The 16,132-nt window shown below is 32.7% G+C and carries 20 protein-coding genes; 12 read left to right on the top strand and 8 right to left on the bottom strand.

The window, feature by feature from the left end:
- Positions 1-15: 15 nt before the first annotated feature.
- The 6 genes from FLAK523_RS01815 (at position 16) to FLAK523_RS01790 (ending at position 3,581) form a co-directional block, all read left to right on the top strand.
- Positions 16-993 carry a cytochrome c oxidase subunit 3 gene (locus tag FLAK523_RS01815; RefSeq protein ID WP_248905933.1) on the top strand — a complete coding sequence of 326 codons (978 nt, stop codon included), beginning with the start codon at positions 16-18 and terminating at the stop codon, positions 991-993.
- A 19-nt stretch (positions 994-1,012) separates the two neighbouring features.
- Positions 1,013-1,363, top strand: coding sequence for a cytochrome C oxidase subunit IV family protein (locus FLAK523_RS01810; RefSeq protein WP_248905931.1), 351 nt, complete (start codon positions 1,013-1,015; stop codon positions 1,361-1,363).
- A 75-nt stretch (positions 1,364-1,438) separates the two neighbouring features.
- Positions 1,439-2,080 carry a hypothetical protein gene (locus FLAK523_RS01805; protein ID WP_248905929.1) on the top strand — a complete coding sequence of 214 codons (642 nt, stop codon included), beginning with the start codon at positions 1,439-1,441 and terminating at the stop codon, positions 2,078-2,080.
- Between the two features lie 12 nt (positions 2,081-2,092).
- On the top strand, positions 2,093-2,779 hold the full coding sequence (locus FLAK523_RS01800; RefSeq protein ID WP_248905927.1) for an SCO family protein: 687 nt from the start codon (positions 2,093-2,095) through the stop codon (positions 2,777-2,779).
- A gap of 6 nt (positions 2,780-2,785) precedes the next feature.
- Complete coding sequence (locus tag FLAK523_RS01795; protein ID WP_248905926.1) at positions 2,786-3,325, top strand: DUF420 domain-containing protein; 540 nt, start codon at positions 2,786-2,788, stop codon at positions 3,323-3,325.
- Complete coding sequence (locus FLAK523_RS01790; RefSeq protein WP_248905924.1) at positions 3,318-3,581, top strand: hypothetical protein; 264 nt, start codon at positions 3,318-3,320, stop codon at positions 3,579-3,581. The genes FLAK523_RS01795 and FLAK523_RS01790 overlap by 8 nt, the downstream gene beginning before the upstream one ends.
- A gap of 53 nt (positions 3,582-3,634) precedes the next feature.
- On the opposite strand, the gene FLAK523_RS01785 is transcribed toward FLAK523_RS01790, so the two are convergent.
- The gene (locus FLAK523_RS01785) at positions 3,635-5,044 is read right to left on the bottom strand and encodes a DUF4403 family protein (RefSeq protein ID WP_248905922.1); all 1,410 of its coding nucleotides are present in this window, start codon (positions 5,042-5,044) and stop codon (positions 3,635-3,637) included.
- Positions 5,045-5,237: 193 nt separating this feature from the next.
- On the opposite strand from FLAK523_RS01785, the gene FLAK523_RS01780 reads away from it, so the two are divergent.
- Genes FLAK523_RS01780 through tsaB form a run of 4 tightly spaced genes read left to right on the top strand, consistent with a single transcriptional unit; the run spans position 5,238 to position 9,125 of the window.
- Positions 5,238-6,674, top strand: coding sequence for a TolC family protein (locus FLAK523_RS01780; protein ID WP_248905913.1), 1,437 nt, complete (start codon positions 5,238-5,240; stop codon positions 6,672-6,674).
- A 6-nt stretch (positions 6,675-6,680) separates the two neighbouring features.
- Positions 6,681-7,985 (top strand): efflux RND transporter periplasmic adaptor subunit, encoded by a 1,305-nt coding sequence (locus FLAK523_RS01775; RefSeq protein ID WP_248905911.1) that lies wholly within the window; start codon positions 6,681-6,683, stop codon positions 7,983-7,985.
- Between the two features lies 1 nt (position 7,986).
- Positions 7,987-8,406, top strand: a complete 420-nt coding sequence (locus tag FLAK523_RS01770) for a hypothetical protein (protein ID WP_248905909.1) — start codon at positions 7,987-7,989, stop codon at positions 8,404-8,406.
- A 50-nt stretch (positions 8,407-8,456) separates the two neighbouring features.
- Positions 8,457-9,125, top strand: coding sequence for a tRNA (adenosine(37)-N6)-threonylcarbamoyltransferase complex dimerization subunit type 1 TsaB (tsaB, locus tag FLAK523_RS01765; protein ID WP_248905907.1), 669 nt, complete (start codon positions 8,457-8,459; stop codon positions 9,123-9,125).
- 19 nt (positions 9,126-9,144) lie between these two features.
- On the opposite strand, the gene FLAK523_RS01760 is transcribed toward tsaB, so the two are convergent.
- The 4 genes from FLAK523_RS01760 to FLAK523_RS01745 form a co-directional block, all read right to left on the bottom strand.
- Positions 9,145-9,972: a mechanosensitive ion channel family protein gene (locus FLAK523_RS01760; RefSeq protein ID WP_248905905.1), complete on the bottom strand. Its 828-nt coding sequence runs from the start codon at positions 9,970-9,972 to the stop codon at positions 9,145-9,147.
- Positions 9,973-10,078: 106 nt separating this feature from the next.
- Positions 10,079-10,582 (bottom strand): YtxH domain-containing protein, encoded by a 504-nt coding sequence (locus tag FLAK523_RS01755; RefSeq protein WP_248905904.1) that lies wholly within the window; start codon positions 10,580-10,582, stop codon positions 10,079-10,081.
- Positions 10,583-10,807: 225 nt separating this feature from the next.
- Positions 10,808-11,008 (bottom strand): dodecin family protein, encoded by a 201-nt coding sequence (locus FLAK523_RS01750; protein WP_248905903.1) that lies wholly within the window; start codon positions 11,006-11,008, stop codon positions 10,808-10,810.
- Positions 11,009-11,123: 115 nt separating this feature from the next.
- Positions 11,124-12,023: a NifU family protein gene (locus FLAK523_RS01745; protein WP_248905901.1), complete on the bottom strand. Its 900-nt coding sequence runs from the start codon at positions 12,021-12,023 to the stop codon at positions 11,124-11,126.
- Positions 12,024-12,152: 129 nt separating this feature from the next.
- On the opposite strand from FLAK523_RS01745, the gene FLAK523_RS01740 reads away from it, so the two are divergent.
- Together FLAK523_RS01740 and FLAK523_RS01735 are read left to right on the top strand one after the other, a co-directional pair.
- Positions 12,153-13,151, top strand: coding sequence for a type IX secretion system membrane protein PorP/SprF (locus FLAK523_RS01740; protein ID WP_248905899.1), 999 nt, complete (start codon positions 12,153-12,155; stop codon positions 13,149-13,151).
- Between the two features lie 29 nt (positions 13,152-13,180).
- Positions 13,181-13,714: a gamma carbonic anhydrase family protein gene (locus FLAK523_RS01735; protein ID WP_248905897.1), complete on the top strand. Its 534-nt coding sequence runs from the start codon at positions 13,181-13,183 to the stop codon at positions 13,712-13,714.
- Here the strand turns inward: FLAK523_RS01735 and murI are convergent.
- The 3 genes from murI to FLAK523_RS01720 all read right to left on the bottom strand — a co-directional run bounded on the left by murI (position 13,711) and on the right by FLAK523_RS01720 (position 16,108).
- Positions 13,711-14,487 carry a glutamate racemase gene (gene murI, locus FLAK523_RS01730; protein ID WP_248905895.1) on the bottom strand — a complete coding sequence of 259 codons (777 nt, stop codon included), beginning with the start codon at positions 14,485-14,487 and terminating at the stop codon, positions 13,711-13,713. The genes FLAK523_RS01735 and murI overlap by 4 nt on opposite strands.
- A 96-nt stretch (positions 14,488-14,583) precedes the next feature.
- A complete protein-coding gene (locus tag FLAK523_RS01725; RefSeq protein WP_248905893.1) occupies positions 14,584-15,084 on the bottom strand; it encodes an OmpH family outer membrane protein in 501 nt (166 codons plus the stop codon).
- A 19-nt stretch (positions 15,085-15,103) separates the two neighbouring features.
- On the bottom strand, positions 15,104-16,108 hold the full coding sequence (locus FLAK523_RS01720) for an OmpH family outer membrane protein (protein ID WP_248905890.1): 1,005 nt from the start codon (positions 16,106-16,108) through the stop codon (positions 15,104-15,106).
- Positions 16,109-16,132: the final 24 nt, after the last annotated feature.

The following is a 16,132-nucleotide window of genomic DNA, read 5'->3' as shown; positions in this document are numbered from 1 at the left end:
TAACGAATAACTTTTATGGGATCGACAGTTACTACTGCAAATAGTGAAGAAAAAACTTGGGGAGGCGGCAATGAGCCAATGGGAGCAAGTTATGGTAAATTAATGATGTGGTTTTTTATCGTATCAGATGCCTTAACGTTCTCTGGATTTTTAGCAGCTTACGGTTTTTCTAGATTTAAATTTATTGAAACTTGGCCATTGGCCGATGAAGTGTTTACACACTTTCCATTTATGCACGGAGTATCTGCTCCAATGTATTATGTGGCATTAATGACTTTTATTTTGATTTTTTCATCTGTAACAATGGTTTTGGCCGTTGACGCAGGTCATCAAATGAAAAAAAACAAAGTTGTTATTTATATGTTTTTAACCATCATCGGTGGTTTGATATTCGTAGGTTCTCAAGCATGGGAATGGAAGAATTTCATCAAAGGTGAATATGGTGCGATTGAAACAACTGGAGGTAGTTTACTACAGTTTGTGGATAAAGAAGGACATCGTGTTGCTTTAGCTGATTTTGCTGCAACATTGCCTGAAGAAAGAGTACAACACGCTTCAAGTAAAGGAGCTTGGTTTGTAAGCGAATCTGCTTTGCCAACTTACTCTATTGCTGAAGTTCAAGCTGGTTTCAAAGCACATCCGGATTTATTAATCAGAACCGAGGTGATTACAAAAGACAAGAAAAAAACAGTTCTTTCAAGAGAAGAATCTGTAATGAGGTTATCTCAAGCAGCTTATGTTGTTGAAGGTGCTAATCTTGTAAGGAATGAGTATGGTAGTAAATTATTTGCTGACTTCTTTTTCTTTATTACTGGATTCCACGGATTCCACGTATTCTCTGGTGTAATTATCAATATCATTATCTTTTTCAATGTACTTATGGGTACTTATGAGAAAAGAAAGAGTTATGAAATGGTTGAGAAAGTTGGTTTATACTGGCACTTTGTCGATTTAGTATGGGTATTCGTATTCACAGTTTTCTATCTAGTTTAATTTTCAAAAAGTTATTATTATGTCACACGAACATGTATCTAATATAGGTAGAATCTGGAAAGTTTTCGGAATATTGTCTGCCGTTACAATTATAGAGGTATTTTTAGGGATACTTAAACCGGAATCATTACATTTTACTGATTTCTTAGGAATGAATTTACTTAATTGGATTTTCTATATCCTAACCGTTTTTAAAGCATATTACATTGTATGGGCATTTATGCACATGGAAGGTGAAAAATCAAGTCTTAGATGGTCAGTTGTACTGCCTGTTGTCTTCCTGATTTTATATTTACTTTTCATTCTATTGACTGAAGGGCATTATATTTATGGGGTTTTTAAAGATTCTACTATTAAATGGAATTTTTAACAATATATTAATTCAAAAAAAGGGTACGCATTGCGTGCCTTTTTTTATTTTTGCACTTTAAATTTTATCATCATAATGAAAAAAAATATAGTTCTTTTCGTTTTATTTATTTTGCCTATCGTAGCCTATCTTTTCTTTGCTTCGGGGGTAAATGGTTTTACTAAACTACCTGTCATAACTCCAAAAATTGCCGACTTTGGCGAATGGAAATCATTGAATGGAGAAAAAGTAAGTTTGAATGAGAAAATAACCATCTTGGGATTCTCAGGAACTGAGGTGCTCAAAAACAGAGGAAATTTATTCAATTTGAATGAAAAAATCTATCAGCAATACCATACTTTCAAAGACTTGCAATTTGTTATGATTTGTCCTTTAGGTACTGAAGCTGATATGAAATCAGTTGTCGATGCCTTAGGTGAATTTACTGATGTTTCTCAATGGCACTTTTTATTTGCTTCCCCTTCTGATATTGAATCCTATTACAGCCAGTTAAATTTGGTTGGTAAATTAGATGCTAAACACGGTACGCCTAATGTTTTTATTGTAGATAAAGTACGTGACTTAAGAGGAAGGAAAGATGTGAAAACTTATAAAGAAGGTTATAATACGTTTCATCCTTCGGAATTGAGTAATGAAATGAAGGATGATTTTAAAGTTATTTTATACGAATATCGTGCAGCTTTGAAAAAAAATAAAAATGCTTCAAGAAGGCTTTAAATTATATAATTTATGTTTAAAAATAAATCATACATCGGGATTTCATTTATCATTCTAATTTTCGGAATTTATGCAGTTCCAAAAATTGTGGAGAAGTTAAAAAACAATGAAGTTGTCAAAGGGAATCGATTGGATAAAGTGTCTTCGTCTTCAAATGAAGTGAACAAATTAGTTGAAATAGGACCTGCGCCTGCTTTCGAATTAGTAAATCAAGATAATGTTAAAATTACTAATGAAAGCTATAAGGGAAAAGTGTATGTGTTAGAATTCTTTTTTACAAGCTGTCCTTCTATTTGTCCTAAGATGAATTTGAGTATGCTTGAGATTGAAAACAAGTTTTTTGGCAATCCTAATTTTGGAATTGTATCTATTACTATCGATCCTGAAACAGATACTCCAGCAGTATTAAAATCTCATTCAAAGGCTTTAGGAGTTAGATCATCAAGTTGGAATTTTTTATCAGGCGACAAAGCGTACATAATGAATTTAGCTAACAAAGGATTTAATCTTTATGCAGGGGAGAATAGTAAAGTAAGTGGTGGATTTGAGCATTCAGGATTGTTTGCTTTGATTGATAAAAACGGAAATATTCGATGCAGAAGAGACAAGTTTGGTAATCCAATCTTATATTACGATGGTTTAGATAAAAATGGAGTGAGAGATATTCAACAGGATATTAATGTATTATTAGAAGAATAGAATTTTATGAAAGAGCAAGTTTTAGAACAAAAATATAAAAAATGGATTATCCTGTTGTCAGTTGCCATTCCGCTTGTGGTTGCCTTATTATTTGGTGTTAATTTAAGAAAACTGGGTTATGATGTTCAGCCTCTTACTTTTTTACCTCCTATTTACGCCACTGTAAATGGTATTACCGCAGTTGTTTTAATTTTGGCCGTATTGGCAATTAAAAACGGAAACAGGAAGTTACACGAAAATCTTATGAAAACGGCAATAGGTTGTTCTATTGTTTTTCTAGGAATGTATGTTGCTTATCATATGACTTCTGATTCTACTAAATTTGGTGGAGAAGGAATTATTAAATATGTTTATTATTTTATTTTATTTACCCATATCGTTTTGTCAATTGTAATTATTCCTCTGGTTTTGACTACTTATGTGAGGGCGTTAGCTCAAGTTTTTGATAAACATAAAAAAATTGCTAAAATCACATTCCCTATTTGGCTTTATGTTGCTGTAACCGGTGTTGTTGTTTATCTAATGATTTCTCCTTATTATGTTTAGTAGCGAAAAAAGAAAAAAGAAAAAAGAAAAAAGAAGAATTGGGTTAGGAGTATATTTCTATATTCTATGTTCTTTATTCTTTTCTTTTTCTTCCTATGCTCAATGTGCGATGTGTCGTGCTGCATTAGCAGGAGAAGACAATAAAAATCAGGCCCAAGCTGTAAACGACGGAATAGTTTATTTAATGATAATTCCTTACGTGTTAGTTGCGGGAATAGGATATGCAGTTTATAGAATGAAAAAGAAGAAACTGTAACGGTAAGTATAACTTCGTTTTTCGAATGATTTCCTCTTTATGGTGATGTTTTTCTATTTTAATCCATCTATGGAAACGCTAATTGTGCCATTTACTTTTATAAATGCTAAGATGGCATTATTGGTAAGTTGTGTTTTTTGAAATTGAATGTCTTCCATTGTTCCATTAACGAAAACTCCAGGCATAGGCGAATAATTTTTTAAATAGCCCATCATCGTTTGTTTGCCTTCTTCTAAATTTGGTTTTATGGAATAGCGACAGCTTTCTTGAATTTTTCTTAAAACTAATCCTTGCGCAAGCCAGTTTGCGGTACGCATTAGTTTGTTTTTAGTATCCAGTACATAATCTAATTGGTCAAAATAGATTTCTTTTTTATCATCATTGTATTTTGGCAGACCTGTTAGATATATGGTTCCGTTTATAGATCCTAATAGGTCTAATGCTATTACCATTTTTCCGTTCTTGTGCCAAAGCTCTACATTTTTAACCTTTACTTTTTTTGTACCTGTTCCAAATTCTTGCCCCGAAAAATTTTTGGTCATTATTTTTGAAGCATCATTATAGGTAGAAACTGCCACTATATTGGATGAAATCTGATTCGGAATTTTTGTTACTGGTTTTAGTATTATTTTAGATGCATCAAATTTTGATTCCGGTTTTTGTCCAACCCAAGTTTCCATTGTGCATTTCATTCCCATTTGAAGTAAAAACACATCGTTTTTCAATTTGGCATTCGTTGAATAAATTTCTGTAGGAACTATTCGAAGCCAGCTTTCGTATGTTTCATTCATTTGGAAAGGAGTGCATATTTTATTTAGCGCTTCTAGAACATTAGGTTTGAAATCCATGGATTTTGCAATTGCGTCATCTATATTTTTCTCAATTTTCGATTTAAAAAGCTTTATTCCTGGATTAACCAAGTAGGTTACTGGAACCTCTTTACCAAAAACGATCATAGTAGGGCTTTCGTTCCAATCCAGTGATTTTAATGTTGTTCTAGTATTTAGATTCCAATTATTCAAACCCACATCGCTTATTAGGGTCACTATTCCGTTTAGATTGAATTCCCTAGTGTTATAGAGTTCCACTCCCATGGTTTTTGTGCCTATCCTATATTTAACCAAAGCTTTAAGAGGTAACACTGTTTTTATTTTTTCACCTGCACCATTATTATAACTCTCGATGCTTATGGGGGCTAGTTTCCAAACCTTAATTTCAATATCATCATCCTCAATATTGTTGTCTTCGTAGATTAATCCATTCAGCAATGAGTTGGTTTTATTTTCAATATCCTTTAATTTTATGCTAATGGGTAAATTGATAAATGAAGGGCTGTTGTCATATAGCAATGGACTTGCATCATCCGGTTCCGGTTTTAGTGCCGAAATTTTTTGATTTGTGGAACAGCTTTGTAAAAGTAAAAAAGCACTAAAAACTAGTAGAATCGAATGAAATTTTGACATTTTATATAGGTTTGAAAGGGTAAAAATAATAAAACAAATATATTTATTGGTTTTTTTGTAACAAATACATTTTTTAAAAGTCTAATTGTTTAATAGATGAATTGTCTGTCTTTTATTTTCTATAAGTTGATAGGTTTTCATACAGTTAAAATTAAATTTGTTTGGCACATGTCAAATAGTTATTCAAAAATATATGGAAAAAAATAGTTTTTATAGTTTAATTTTAGTGCTACTATGTAGTTTGTCATCTCAGGCACAAACAAAAACATGGACATTAAAAGAGTGTGTTAACTACGCCATAGAAAATAATATTTCCATCAAGCAATCCGATTTGGACACGCAAACTGCCACAATAGATAAAAGAGGGGCAATTGGAAATTTTCTACCTTCATTAAATGCAAACGCTTCCCATTCTTGGAATATTGGTTTGAATCAGGATATTACAACGGGTATTCTTCAAAATAAAACAACGCAGTTTACTTCTGCTGGTGCTAATGTAGGAGTTGATATCTATAAGGGGTTACAAAATCAAAATACCCTTAGAAGAGCTAATCTTTCCATTGTTGCAGCTAAATATCAATTGTTAAAGATGAAAGAAGATATTGCTTTGAATGTAGCTAATGCATTCTTGCAGGTTCTTTTTAATAAGGAAAATTTAAAGGTGCAACAGGAACAATTGGCTATTAATGAAAAACAATTGTTGCGTTCCAAAGAGTTAGTTTCAGCAGGAACCATTCCTCGTGGAGATTTATTAGATGTAAAAGCTACAGTTGCTTCTGATAATCAAAGAGTAATCGCAGCTGAAAACGCTTTGCTGATTTCTAAATTAAGCCTTTCTCAATTGTTGCAGTTGAAAGATTTTGAAAATTTTGATGTTGTTGATGATACTAATGCAAAAGACGAGAATCAGATTTTGATGCAAACTCCTATAGCAATTTATAATAAGGCAAAAGAGGGAAGGACTGAGTTGAAAATCGCAAATACCAATCTTGAAATTGCAATGAAAAACCTGGAAATCGCTAAAGGTACTTATCAGCCTACTTTACAAGGTTTTTATAGCTTTAGTACTAGAGCAGGTTATTCAGATAGAATTGTTGGTGCCGTACCTAATACAGCTAATCCTACTTCCTCAATAGGTTTTGTGGAAGGAACAAATCAAAACGTTCTTGAGCCTAATTTCACTCCTGTATTAGGAAAACATTTGCCTGTTTTTGATCAGTTTGACAATAATAAAGGACATTCTTTTGGGATGCAATTATCAGTTCCAATATTTAACGGATTTGCAGCCAGAAACAATGTAGAGCGTTCTAAAGTGAATTTAGAAAAATCTAAAATTGCATTGGAACAACAAGATCTAGATTTGCAAAGAAATGTGTATACAGCATTTACGGATGCCAAAGGCGCTTTGAATGCACATGAGTCTTCTATTGTGGCGCTGGATGCTAGACAAGAAGCTTATGTATACGCCAAAGAAAAATATGATGTTGGAATGATGAACTCTTTCGATTTCAATCAATCACAAACATTACTTTCAAATGCACAGTCAGAAGTTTTAAGAACCAAATACGATTACATCTTTAAAATAAAAATATTAGAATTCTATTTTGGAATTCCTATCATCACAAATTAATTTATCATGACAAAAAAAACAATTTATATTATATTAGGTGGAGCAGTTGTGGTTATTGCTTCTTTAGTAGGGCTTTCTAAATCTGGAGTTATTGGAAACAAAGACAAAGGAATAGAAGTAGAGATTTCTAATGTTATGTCTACGACTATTGTTGAAACTGTATCGGCAACCGGTAAAATCCAACCCGAAATTGAAGTTAAAATTTCATCTGAAGTTTCAGGAGAGATAATCTCTTTGAATGTGAAAGAAGGGCAAGTGGTTAAAAAAGGAGACCTTTTAGTTAAGATAAATCCTGATTTGTACACTTCTGGGTACAACCGTTCGGTTTCTAATTTATCAAGCACTAAAGCTGGTTTAAGTCAGGCTGACGCATCTTTTCAGGAAGCTAAATCAAGTTATGACAGAAACAAAACGTTGTTTGCAAAAGGGATAATATCAAAGTCAGACTGGGATAAAGCCATTGCCTCTTTTGAAGTGGCTAAAGCAAGTAAGCAAACTGCATATTACAATGTTCAAAGTGCATCGGCAACAGTAAATGAAGCCAAAGATAATCTTTCGCGTACTACAATTTACGCACCTGCTGACGGAACTATTTCTGTTCTTAATGTTGAATTAGGAGAGCGTGTTTTAGGAACGCAACAAATGGCGGGAACTGAAATATTAAGAGTAGCCAACTTGAACAATATGGAAGTGGAAGTAGATGTGAATGAAAATGATATTGTAAAAATTAAAGTAGGTGATGAGGCTAATGTTGAAGTTGATGCTTACTTGAAAAAACAGTTCAAAGGAGTGGTAACGAGTATTTCTAATTCGGCGAGCTCTACGTTAACTGCAGATCAGGTGACCAATTTTAAAGTGAAAGTAAGAATTCTTAAAGAGTCTTACCAGGATTTGTTAGTAGGGAAACCAGTTGCTTATTCGCCTTTTAGACCTGGAATGACAGCTACAGTAGATATCATTACAAAAACAAAATCCAATGTTTTGGTAGTGCCAATTAGCTCCATTGTAATAAAATCGGATACGGCTGCAGTAGCAATGAAGGACTTTAAAGTAGTTGATCCTGAATCTGACGAGAGTAAGGCAGCTCCAAAAAGCGATAAGAAATTTGAATGTGTTTTTGTAAAAGTTGGGGATAAAGCAAAAATCAGAGTTATAAAAACAGGAATTCAAGACGACTCTAATATTGAAGTGGTTACAGGTCTTAAAAAGGGAGATGTGGTAATTACGGGTCCTTATTCGACTGTGACGAAGGAATTGAATTCAGGAGATAAAGTGACTTTGAAAACGGATAAAGATAAAACCAAGAAATAAAATGATTAATAATTTATTGATCGAAATCAGGAAAGATATTTTTTTTAAAAGTAAAAAATATAGTCTTGTTGTAGACGGAATTAATCAAGGAGTTTTAACATATTCAAATTCAAAAAGATTTTTGTCTTTAGAACCAGGAAAACATATTGTTTCTATACAATGTGATGATTATTTGGTAGAAAATGAAATAGTTATAAAAACAGATACATTAAAACGATATTATATCAAACCGAATGTTTCGTTACAGTTATATAAAGGAATTTCAATTGGGTTTTTATTGTTTTCGGTTTGTATTTTTTCGTATAGTTTTTTAGATCCGAATAACAAGATTAGTGTGCCGATTTTTCTCATTTTATTGTTTACGTTTATATTTAGAAGGTTTTATGAAAAAAGTAACGCGAATTTTATTATTCAAAAATAAATCAAGGACTTTTGACTATTTTTGCCATTCAATCTTAATATAATTCTCTAGTGTCCTATATACTTAACATAGAAACAGCTACTAAAAATTGTTCGGTTGCCTTAGCTAAAGACGGCGTAACCATCAGTTGTAATGAAATTGCCGAAGAGGGTTATTCTCACGCTGAGCGTTTGCATGTCTTTATTGAAGACGTATTGAAAGAGGCTGAAATAACATATAAAGATTTGACTGCAATCGCCGTGAGTCAAGGACCAGGTTCTTATACGGGTTTGCGTATTGGGGTTTCTGCTGCCAAAGGACTTTGCTTTGCATTAGATATTCCTTTAATAGCTGTAGATACATTACAGACGCTAGCTTCTCAGGCAACAATTTCAGATGGCTTGATTGTCCCAATGATTGACGCCAGAAGAATGGAAGTGTATAGTGCCGTTTTCAACTCTAATTTAGAATCACAAAGGAAAGTACAAGCCGAAATTATCACCGAGAACTCATTCGATGAAATTGAAGGTCCTGTTTATTTTGTGGGCGATTGTTCCGAAAAATGTAAAACCGTTATGGTGAAAGAAAATTTTATTTTTCTGGAAGATGTTAAATATCCCTCTGCCAAAGAAATGAGCTTTCTTAGTTTTGAAAAGCACAAAAAAAACGACACCGTTGATGTCGCTTATTTTGAACCTTATTATTTGAAAGATTTTATGATCACTACTTCCAAGAAATAATAGATCAGCTATGATTTGATTAGATGTTACTGTTTGATTGTTCCTTTACAAAAGGCTGAATAGCAATTCCGGCTATATCAAATGCTGTTTTACAATTTTCTAATGTTTCTGTAAACACTACTCCAAAATCCGCATTTTTTGCCCAAGGTCTAACTGCCAGTTGGATTGAACTGTCGGTCAGGTTTTTTACAAAAACTTCAGGTTTGGGAGTTTGAAGAACTTTTGGATTGTTTACTAAAATAGCTTCAATCAATTCTTTTGCTTTTTTTATATCGGTGTCGTAAGAGATGGAAAAAGTTAAATCGGCGCGACGATATCCCTGCATGGAGAAGTTGGTTATTGTGCCATTTGATAACGCGCCATTAGGCACAAAAACAGTTTCGTTGTTAGCGGTGATTAATTTGGTTACAAATATTTGGATCTCACTTACAGTGGCCATAACTCCCTGTGTTTCGATTAAATCGCCCACTTTAAAAGGTTTGAATAATATAATTAGCATTCCTCCAGCGAAATTAGATAGGGAACCCTGAAGTGACAATCCTACTGCAAGTCCCATAGCTCCAAGGATAGCCACAAAAGAAGAAGTCTCGATTCCTAAATTTGAGATAAATGTGACGAATAATAGTATTCTCAAAACCCAAAGTAAAATATCTGCCAGAAATTTTGATAATGTAGGGTCTAATTCTCTTTTCACCATTATTTTCCGGGTAATTCTATTGATTAGACGTATGGCATAAAGCCCAATAAACAGAATGGCAAATGCGGAGATCAGTTTTGGGGAATAATCAATTAATGCTTTAACGAAGCTATTGGCGTAACTTGCCACGTAATCTGGACTGAGAATCATTTTTAAGGTAATAAAAAACCTTCCCATAGGAGAAGGTTTGTGTTTGAATAGCAAAAGTACAACTAATTTATTTTTTTAGAAATTACTTAATTGCTTTAATTTTCGTTTATGCTTGAGTTGTGTTTTCTTTGTCTTCTGTTTTGTCTTCTACTTTGTCAGAATGCGTGATTGAATTTACTTTGTCAGTTACACTATCAACTGTTTTAGAGGCAAACTCTTTTGCTTCTCCAGCCAAATCTTCTGCTTTATCCATTGCTGCCGATGCGTTCTCTTTTACTGATTCCATTGCATTTCCCATCGCTTCACTTGCCTTATCTGAATATTCACCCGCCTTTTCTTTAGCTTGCTCAGCATAGTTTTCTGCTTTTTCCATTAAAGGAGCAGCTGCTTCTTTTGCGTCTTCAAAAGCTGTTTCGGCTTTGTCTGCCAATTCACTTACAGTTTCCTTGGTTTTTTCTAAGGCTTCTTCTGCAAATGCTTCTGCTTTTTCCAGGTATGGTGATGCCGCTTCTTTCGCATGTTCTACAGCTGTTTCTGCTTTGTCAGTCAGTTCACTTGCTGTTTCTTTGGCTGAGCCAAATAAATTTTTTAAAAATGATGATATTCCCATGGTTTTTTAAAATTAGATTAGACTACAATAGTAAGAATTATTTTCTAATGTGTTCTATTAAATATTTTTAATCTACTGAAAATCAATATTTGTAATTGAATTTACACTATTATTAAACAACTTACTTCTCTTTTAATAGAAGATGTTTAGTGTTTTTTATTTTTATTGATTTTAAGTAATAAAAAAAGCGTTTCCGGAGAAACGCTTGATGTTTTTTAATTTGAACTATTCAAGTTCAAATGTAATTTTTAGATTCACTCTATATTCAGAGACTTTTCCATCCTCAACAGATACGCTATGTTCTTGAACATAGGCAGATCGAATGTTTTTTACTGATTTTGCTGCTTTTGAAACTCCTTTTTGAGTTGCATCTTCCCAGCTCGTGTTTGAACTTGAAAGCACTTCAATTACTTTTAATACTGTCATGGTTTCTGTTTATTTGTTAAGAAATAAATTTAACCATTTTTTTTGTTTTTTAAGTATTCGAAAATGTTATAATTTTTATAAATAGTTCAAATACAGCTATTTGTGAAAATTGTTGTTACGAATTTACTGCTTCAACTTTTATGTCCTCATCATTTAACATACTTTTCAGCATATTTTCAATACCGCTTTTTAAAGTAAATGTTGAAGAAGGACATCCGCTACAAGCACCTTGAAGGATCACTTTTACCGTTTTATCATTTTCATTATAAGAATCGAAAGCAATATTTCCACCGTCAGCTTGTACTGCTGGTTTCACGTATTCTTCAAGAATGTTTATGATTTTTTGAGAGGTTTCATCAAGTGAATCAAATTTAGTGTCTTTGTTACTCTCGTCTTTGGTAATACTTACAATTTGACTTTCGTCTAATACTGGACCTCCGTTTTCAATATACTGCTTGATAAATGTTCTTAACTCTAAAGTGATTTCATCCCAGTTGTTGATTTCATATTTTGTTACTGAGATGTAATTTTCATCGATAAAAACTTCTTTTACATAAGAAAATTTAAATAATTCTTTTGCTAATGGTGAAGCAGCAGTTTGATCTATATTCTTAAATTCAATAGCGTTTTTGGTCAACATTCTGCTGACCACAAATTTTAAAGCTGATGGATTTGGAGTGGTTTCCCCATAAACCGTAATCGGCTGTTTTTTTGTTTTGTTTTCTTCGATTGTAATAATCGTTCCTCCGTTTGCAACAAATGCCTCAATTTGTTCAGCAACGGCATCTTTTACATCTACCCATTCAACTATGCTAAACTTTTCCACTGCAATGAAATTCCCTGAAATGTATACGGTTTTTACAAATGGTAAATAAAAAAGCTGTTGTGCAAGTGGTGAGTTTTTTGCTTCATCTATATTTTTAAACTCAAAACTTTCATTTTGTGTTATGAAATCTTCAAATTCAAATTTTAATATAGTTGGGTTTTGAGTGTCTTTTATGGTAACTTTAGTCATGATTTTGTATATTTATGCAAATTTAGTAAAGTTATTTTCTACTAATAACTATATTTGATATTATAATGCATAAATTAACTTTCTTTTAGTTTTTAATAGCGTTTTCTTTCATTTCCTAATTGGAATTCTATGTATAATAAAATAAAATGTATATTTCTTTTTCTTTTTATCAGTTCTTATTCTTTTTCACAAGAGGGTATAGCTGTCTACTCGGATTATTTATCAGATAATTATTATCTATTGCATCCTTCAATGGCTGGTGCGGCAAATTGCGCTAAAATAAGGTTGACGTCCAGGAAACAATGGTTTAATCAAGGGGGTGCTCCGGAGTTGCAAACCCTTAGTCTTAATGGTAGGGTAGGAGAAAAATCAGGTGCTGGAATTATACTATTTAATGATAAAAACGGATATCATTCTCAAAAAGGTGTTAAATTGTCTTTTGCGCATCACATTATGTTCTCTAGGGATGAAATTGATTTAAATCAACTTTCTTTTGGAGTTAGTGCAGGTTTGATTCAGAGTCAATTAGATGAGACGGGTTTTATGCAATCGGGGAACTGGGACCCACTAATAGATGGGACTATTGTTCAAAAAGATTCTTACGTAAATGTTGACATTGGAGCTTCATATAACTATTTAGATTTTTATGCGCATGCTACTGTGAAAAATGCTGTTGAAACCAGAAGAGAAATATATTCTGAATATGAAAGCGATAATCTAAGAAAATTTCTTTTGAGTGCGGGATATGTTTTTGGTGATAAAAACAGATTGTTGTTTGAGCCTTCTTTGTTGTTTCAACTTGTTGACAAAACCAAAGAGAAATCTATTGACCTAAACTTTAAAGCGTATAAGAATTTAGATTTCGGAAAACTTTGGGGTGGCCTGTCATATAGAAGAAGTTTTGACGGTGCTGAATATGTAAATGGCACTACTGTTTCTAATCAAAAACTGCAATATTTCACGCCAATATTAGGTGTGAATTATAAAAACTTTATGTTTGCTTATACCTATTCTTATGTAGCTGGAGCTGTTAAGTTTGATAACGGTGGCTTTCACCAGATAACTTTGGGGATTAATTTATTTTGTAAAAAGGAAAAGTACGAATGTAATTGTCCAGCGATTAATTAATTTTCGTGTATCCCTCTAAATTTTAATTTATGTTAATAAAATCTGTTAACGGAAAATATCCGTCTATTCCAGAGGATTGTTATGTTGCTGAAAATGCAACTATTGTTGGTGATGTTGTTTTTGGAACTTCTTGTAGTGTTTGGTTTAATGCTGTAATTAGAGGAGATGTTAATTTTATTAAAATTGGGAACAAAGTAAATATTCAAGATGGGGCTGTAATTCATTGTACCTATAAAAAACACCCTACAATAATAGGGAATAATGTTTCTATAGGACATAATGCAATTGTTCATGGCTGTACAATTCAGGATAATGTGCTTATAGGAATGGGTTCCATTGTAATGGATAATTGCGTGATTGAAAGCAATTCAATCGTTGCAGCGGGAGCTGTGATCACGCAAAACACTATTGTAGAATCTGGTTCAATATGGGCTGGAGTTCCTGCTAAGAAGGTTAAAGAAATTGATCAATCTGATTTTGCCGGTGAAATTGCACGTATTTCAGATAATTATGTAATGTATTCTGGCTGGTTTAAAGATGGCGAACAAACCGAAATAAGTTAGAAGTCTTTTCTTTCAATAGAATATCCATTTCCTAAAATTGATTGCAAAACGGAAGGGTCAGTATTTGTATAAAATACAGATTCACTGTTTTGGGCTGTCGTAAATCCTATTTTTTCTTTTAATAGGGTTTGGGTTTGTCTAGCTACAGCTTCCCCTGAATCGATGATTTGAATGTGTTTGGGCAGCATTTTTTTTATTTGCGGAATTAAATAGGGATAGTGACTGCATCCTAATACAAGGTAGTCTATATTCGCTTCAATCATTGGTGTTAAATAGGAGCGAAGTAATTCAGTCATCTCAGTAGAATTTATTTTTCCGTTTTCAATAAGTTGAACTAACCCATGTCCAACTTGCTCAATAATTTTTGTGTTTTGGTATTTCTCTATAGTTTTATTGAAAAGTTCGCTGTTTAAGGTTCCCTGAGTGGCTAGAATACCAATTGTTTGTGTTAATGACTGATTGGCTGCGGGTTTTATGGCTGGTTCAATACCTATAAAAGGAACATCATATTTAGCTCTCAATTCCCAAATGGCATTTGTAGTAGCGGTATTACAAGCCACTACAATTAATTTACAATTCATTTCAAGCAATAAATCAGTGTTTTTCATGCTTAAGGCAATAATCTCCTCTTTTGATTTTTGTCCATAAGGGGCGTTCTTGCTATCGGCAAGGTAAATTGTTTTCTCATTTGGTAATAAATGATGTATCTCTTTCCAAATTGAAGTTCCTCCTATTCCAGAGTCAAAAATGCCTATAGGTTTGTTGTTATCCATTAAAACAAAGTTAAGTGCTATGTGTTAATTATCCTAAAAAAAAACTGCTCAATCCGTATTTAGATTGAGCAGTTTTTTAATTGAATTGGGTTTATACTAGAAACCTAAATCTTTTTTTACATCAGCAGTAAGATTAGGACCGTCAGCTAATAAAAGACTTGAACCATCCATAATGTACTGGTATCCTTTTGCTTTACCAACTTTTTGGATAGAAGCTCTCACTTTTTCCATAATTGGTTTTACAATATCAGATTCTTTTTGTTGTAATTCTTTTTGTGCATTGTCTCTATAATCAACAATTCTTTTTTGCATGTCCTGAACTTCTTTAGAACGGTCACCATTTACATCATCAGTAACAGTAGCTGATTCAGCTTCGTACTTTTTTAATTTGTTTTGGTATTCCTCAACCATTTTTTTATAATCTGCATCATAAGTTCCACTCAATTTGTCTAATTGTTTTTGAGCATCTAACATTGCCGGCATTTTTGTCATAATTTCACTAACGTCAACATGAGCTGTTTTTGCCTGAGCATTAATAGTTTGATTTGCTCCAAAAAATAGAGTTGCAGCAATTAGTAAAGTTTTGATTTGTTTCATTGTTTTAAAATTTAGTAAATTAATTATTGTTTTGGTTGTTTTCTTTTCTTTTTTCTTCTAAAGCTTTTTTAGCAGCTGCTCTTTCCTCAAGCGTTTTTATTCTTTTTTCTTCTAACGCTTTCTTACGGTCTTCAATCACTTTTTTTCGATCTTCTAACGCTTTAGCTCTATCTTCAATTTGTTTTTGTTTTGCTTTTTCCACTGAAGTGGAGTCGTTTGTTTTAGTAGCGTCTGATTCTTCTGTTTTAGTAGAGGCAGAAACCGTGCCATTTTTTTTAGCGGCTCTATCGGCTAAGATTTGGTTTCTCTTATCTTCGTATTCTTTTTTCTTTGCTTCCTGGGCCAGTTTTCTATCTTCAAGGATTTTATCTCTAGCGGCTTTTTTCTCCTCTAATACCTTTTGTCTTTCTGCTAAAAACGGATTGTCCTCAATAGCATCTTCTTTATTTTCTTTTGCTTCTTTAGCAGCTTGCTCTTTTTTTGTTAGCTGCTCCCTTTTCTCAGTACGGTTCAACACGCGTAATACTTGATCGCTAATGTCAAAACGTTTTGCTGCAAATATCATTGTTAAATCAGATGATTTGTCAAATATAAAATCATATTTTTTTGCTTCAGCAATATCTTGTATCGCTGTGAATACCTGATCTTGTATTGGTTTTGTTAAAAGAGTTTTTTGCAACATTAAATCTCCTTTAGGGCCAAATCTTTTTTGTTGATAATCTAAAGTTTCGGTTTCAAGGAATTTGATTTCGGTTTCTCTTTCTTCAATTAATTCTTTAGTTAACAAAGCTTTTTCAGCTGCTAAAGTTTCTTTTAATTTATGGGTTACAATTTTTTTGGCTTCAATTTCTTGTTTCCATTTTTGAGCTTTGTCTTCTAATTGATTACTAGCTTCAGTATAATTGGGTACATTTTGAAGGATGTATTCCATATCAATGTAGCCAACTTTAGTTCCTCTTGTTTGCGAATGAATTGTATTTAATACAATCAAAGCTAAAAATGTAAATAAAAATTGTTTTCTCATAACTTTACTGTTTTAGAAAATAGT

This window comes from Flavobacterium sp. K5-23 (assembly GCF_023278045.1).
Taxonomy (GTDB): Bacteria; Bacteroidota; Bacteroidia; order Flavobacteriales; family Flavobacteriaceae; genus Flavobacterium.
Note: the sequence above shows the minus strand (reverse complement) of the source record. Positions and strands in the feature narration are given on the sequence as shown.

Bases quoted from the DNA above. Each gene is read 5' to 3' on its own strand.
- FLAK523_RS01735 (WP_248905897.1), top strand. From the start codon at position 13,181: ATGTTAATAAAATCTGTTAACGGAAAATATCCGTCTATTCCAGAGGAT.
- FLAK523_RS01740 (WP_248905899.1), top strand. From the start codon at position 12,153: ATGTATAATAAAATAAAATGTATATTTCTTTTTCTTTTTATCAGTTCT.
- FLAK523_RS01810 (WP_248905931.1), top strand. From the start codon at position 1,013: ATGTCACACGAACATGTATCTAATATAGGTAGAATCTGGAAAGTTTTC.
- FLAK523_RS01755 (WP_248905904.1), bottom strand. From the start codon at position 10,582: ATGGGAATATCATCATTTTTAAAAAATTTATTTGGCTCAGCCAAAGAA.
- FLAK523_RS01725 (WP_248905893.1), bottom strand. From the start codon at position 15,084: ATGAAACAAATCAAAACTTTACTAATTGCTGCAACTCTATTTTTTGGA.
- FLAK523_RS01795 (WP_248905926.1), top strand. From the start codon at position 2,786: ATGAAAGAGCAAGTTTTAGAACAAAAATATAAAAAATGGATTATCCTG.
- FLAK523_RS01815 (WP_248905933.1), top strand. From the start codon at position 16: ATGGGATCGACAGTTACTACTGCAAATAGTGAAGAAAAAACTTGGGGA.
- murI (WP_248905895.1), bottom strand. From the start codon at position 14,487: ATGGATAACAACAAACCTATAGGCATTTTTGACTCTGGAATAGGAGGA.
- FLAK523_RS01760 (WP_248905905.1), bottom strand. From the start codon at position 9,972: ATGATTCTCAGTCCAGATTACGTGGCAAGTTACGCCAATAGCTTCGTT.
- FLAK523_RS01805 (WP_248905929.1), top strand. From the start codon at position 1,439: ATGAAAAAAAATATAGTTCTTTTCGTTTTATTTATTTTGCCTATCGTA.
- FLAK523_RS01780 (WP_248905913.1), top strand. From the start codon at position 5,238: ATGGAAAAAAATAGTTTTTATAGTTTAATTTTAGTGCTACTATGTAGT.
- FLAK523_RS01790 (WP_248905924.1), top strand. From the start codon at position 3,318: ATGTTTAGTAGCGAAAAAAGAAAAAAGAAAAAAGAAAAAAGAAGAATT.
- FLAK523_RS01775 (WP_248905911.1), top strand. From the start codon at position 6,681: ATGACAAAAAAAACAATTTATATTATATTAGGTGGAGCAGTTGTGGTT.
- FLAK523_RS01785 (WP_248905922.1), bottom strand. From the start codon at position 5,044: ATGTCAAAATTTCATTCGATTCTACTAGTTTTTAGTGCTTTTTTACTT.
- FLAK523_RS01750 (WP_248905903.1), bottom strand. From the start codon at position 11,008: ATGACAGTATTAAAAGTAATTGAAGTGCTTTCAAGTTCAAACACGAGC.
- FLAK523_RS01720 (WP_248905890.1), bottom strand. From the start codon at position 16,108: ATGAGAAAACAATTTTTATTTACATTTTTAGCTTTGATTGTATTAAAT.
- FLAK523_RS01745 (WP_248905901.1), bottom strand. From the start codon at position 12,023: ATGACTAAAGTTACCATAAAAGACACTCAAAACCCAACTATATTAAAA.
- FLAK523_RS01770 (WP_248905909.1), top strand. From the start codon at position 7,987: ATGATTAATAATTTATTGATCGAAATCAGGAAAGATATTTTTTTTAAA.
- FLAK523_RS01800 (WP_248905927.1), top strand. From the start codon at position 2,093: ATGTTTAAAAATAAATCATACATCGGGATTTCATTTATCATTCTAATT.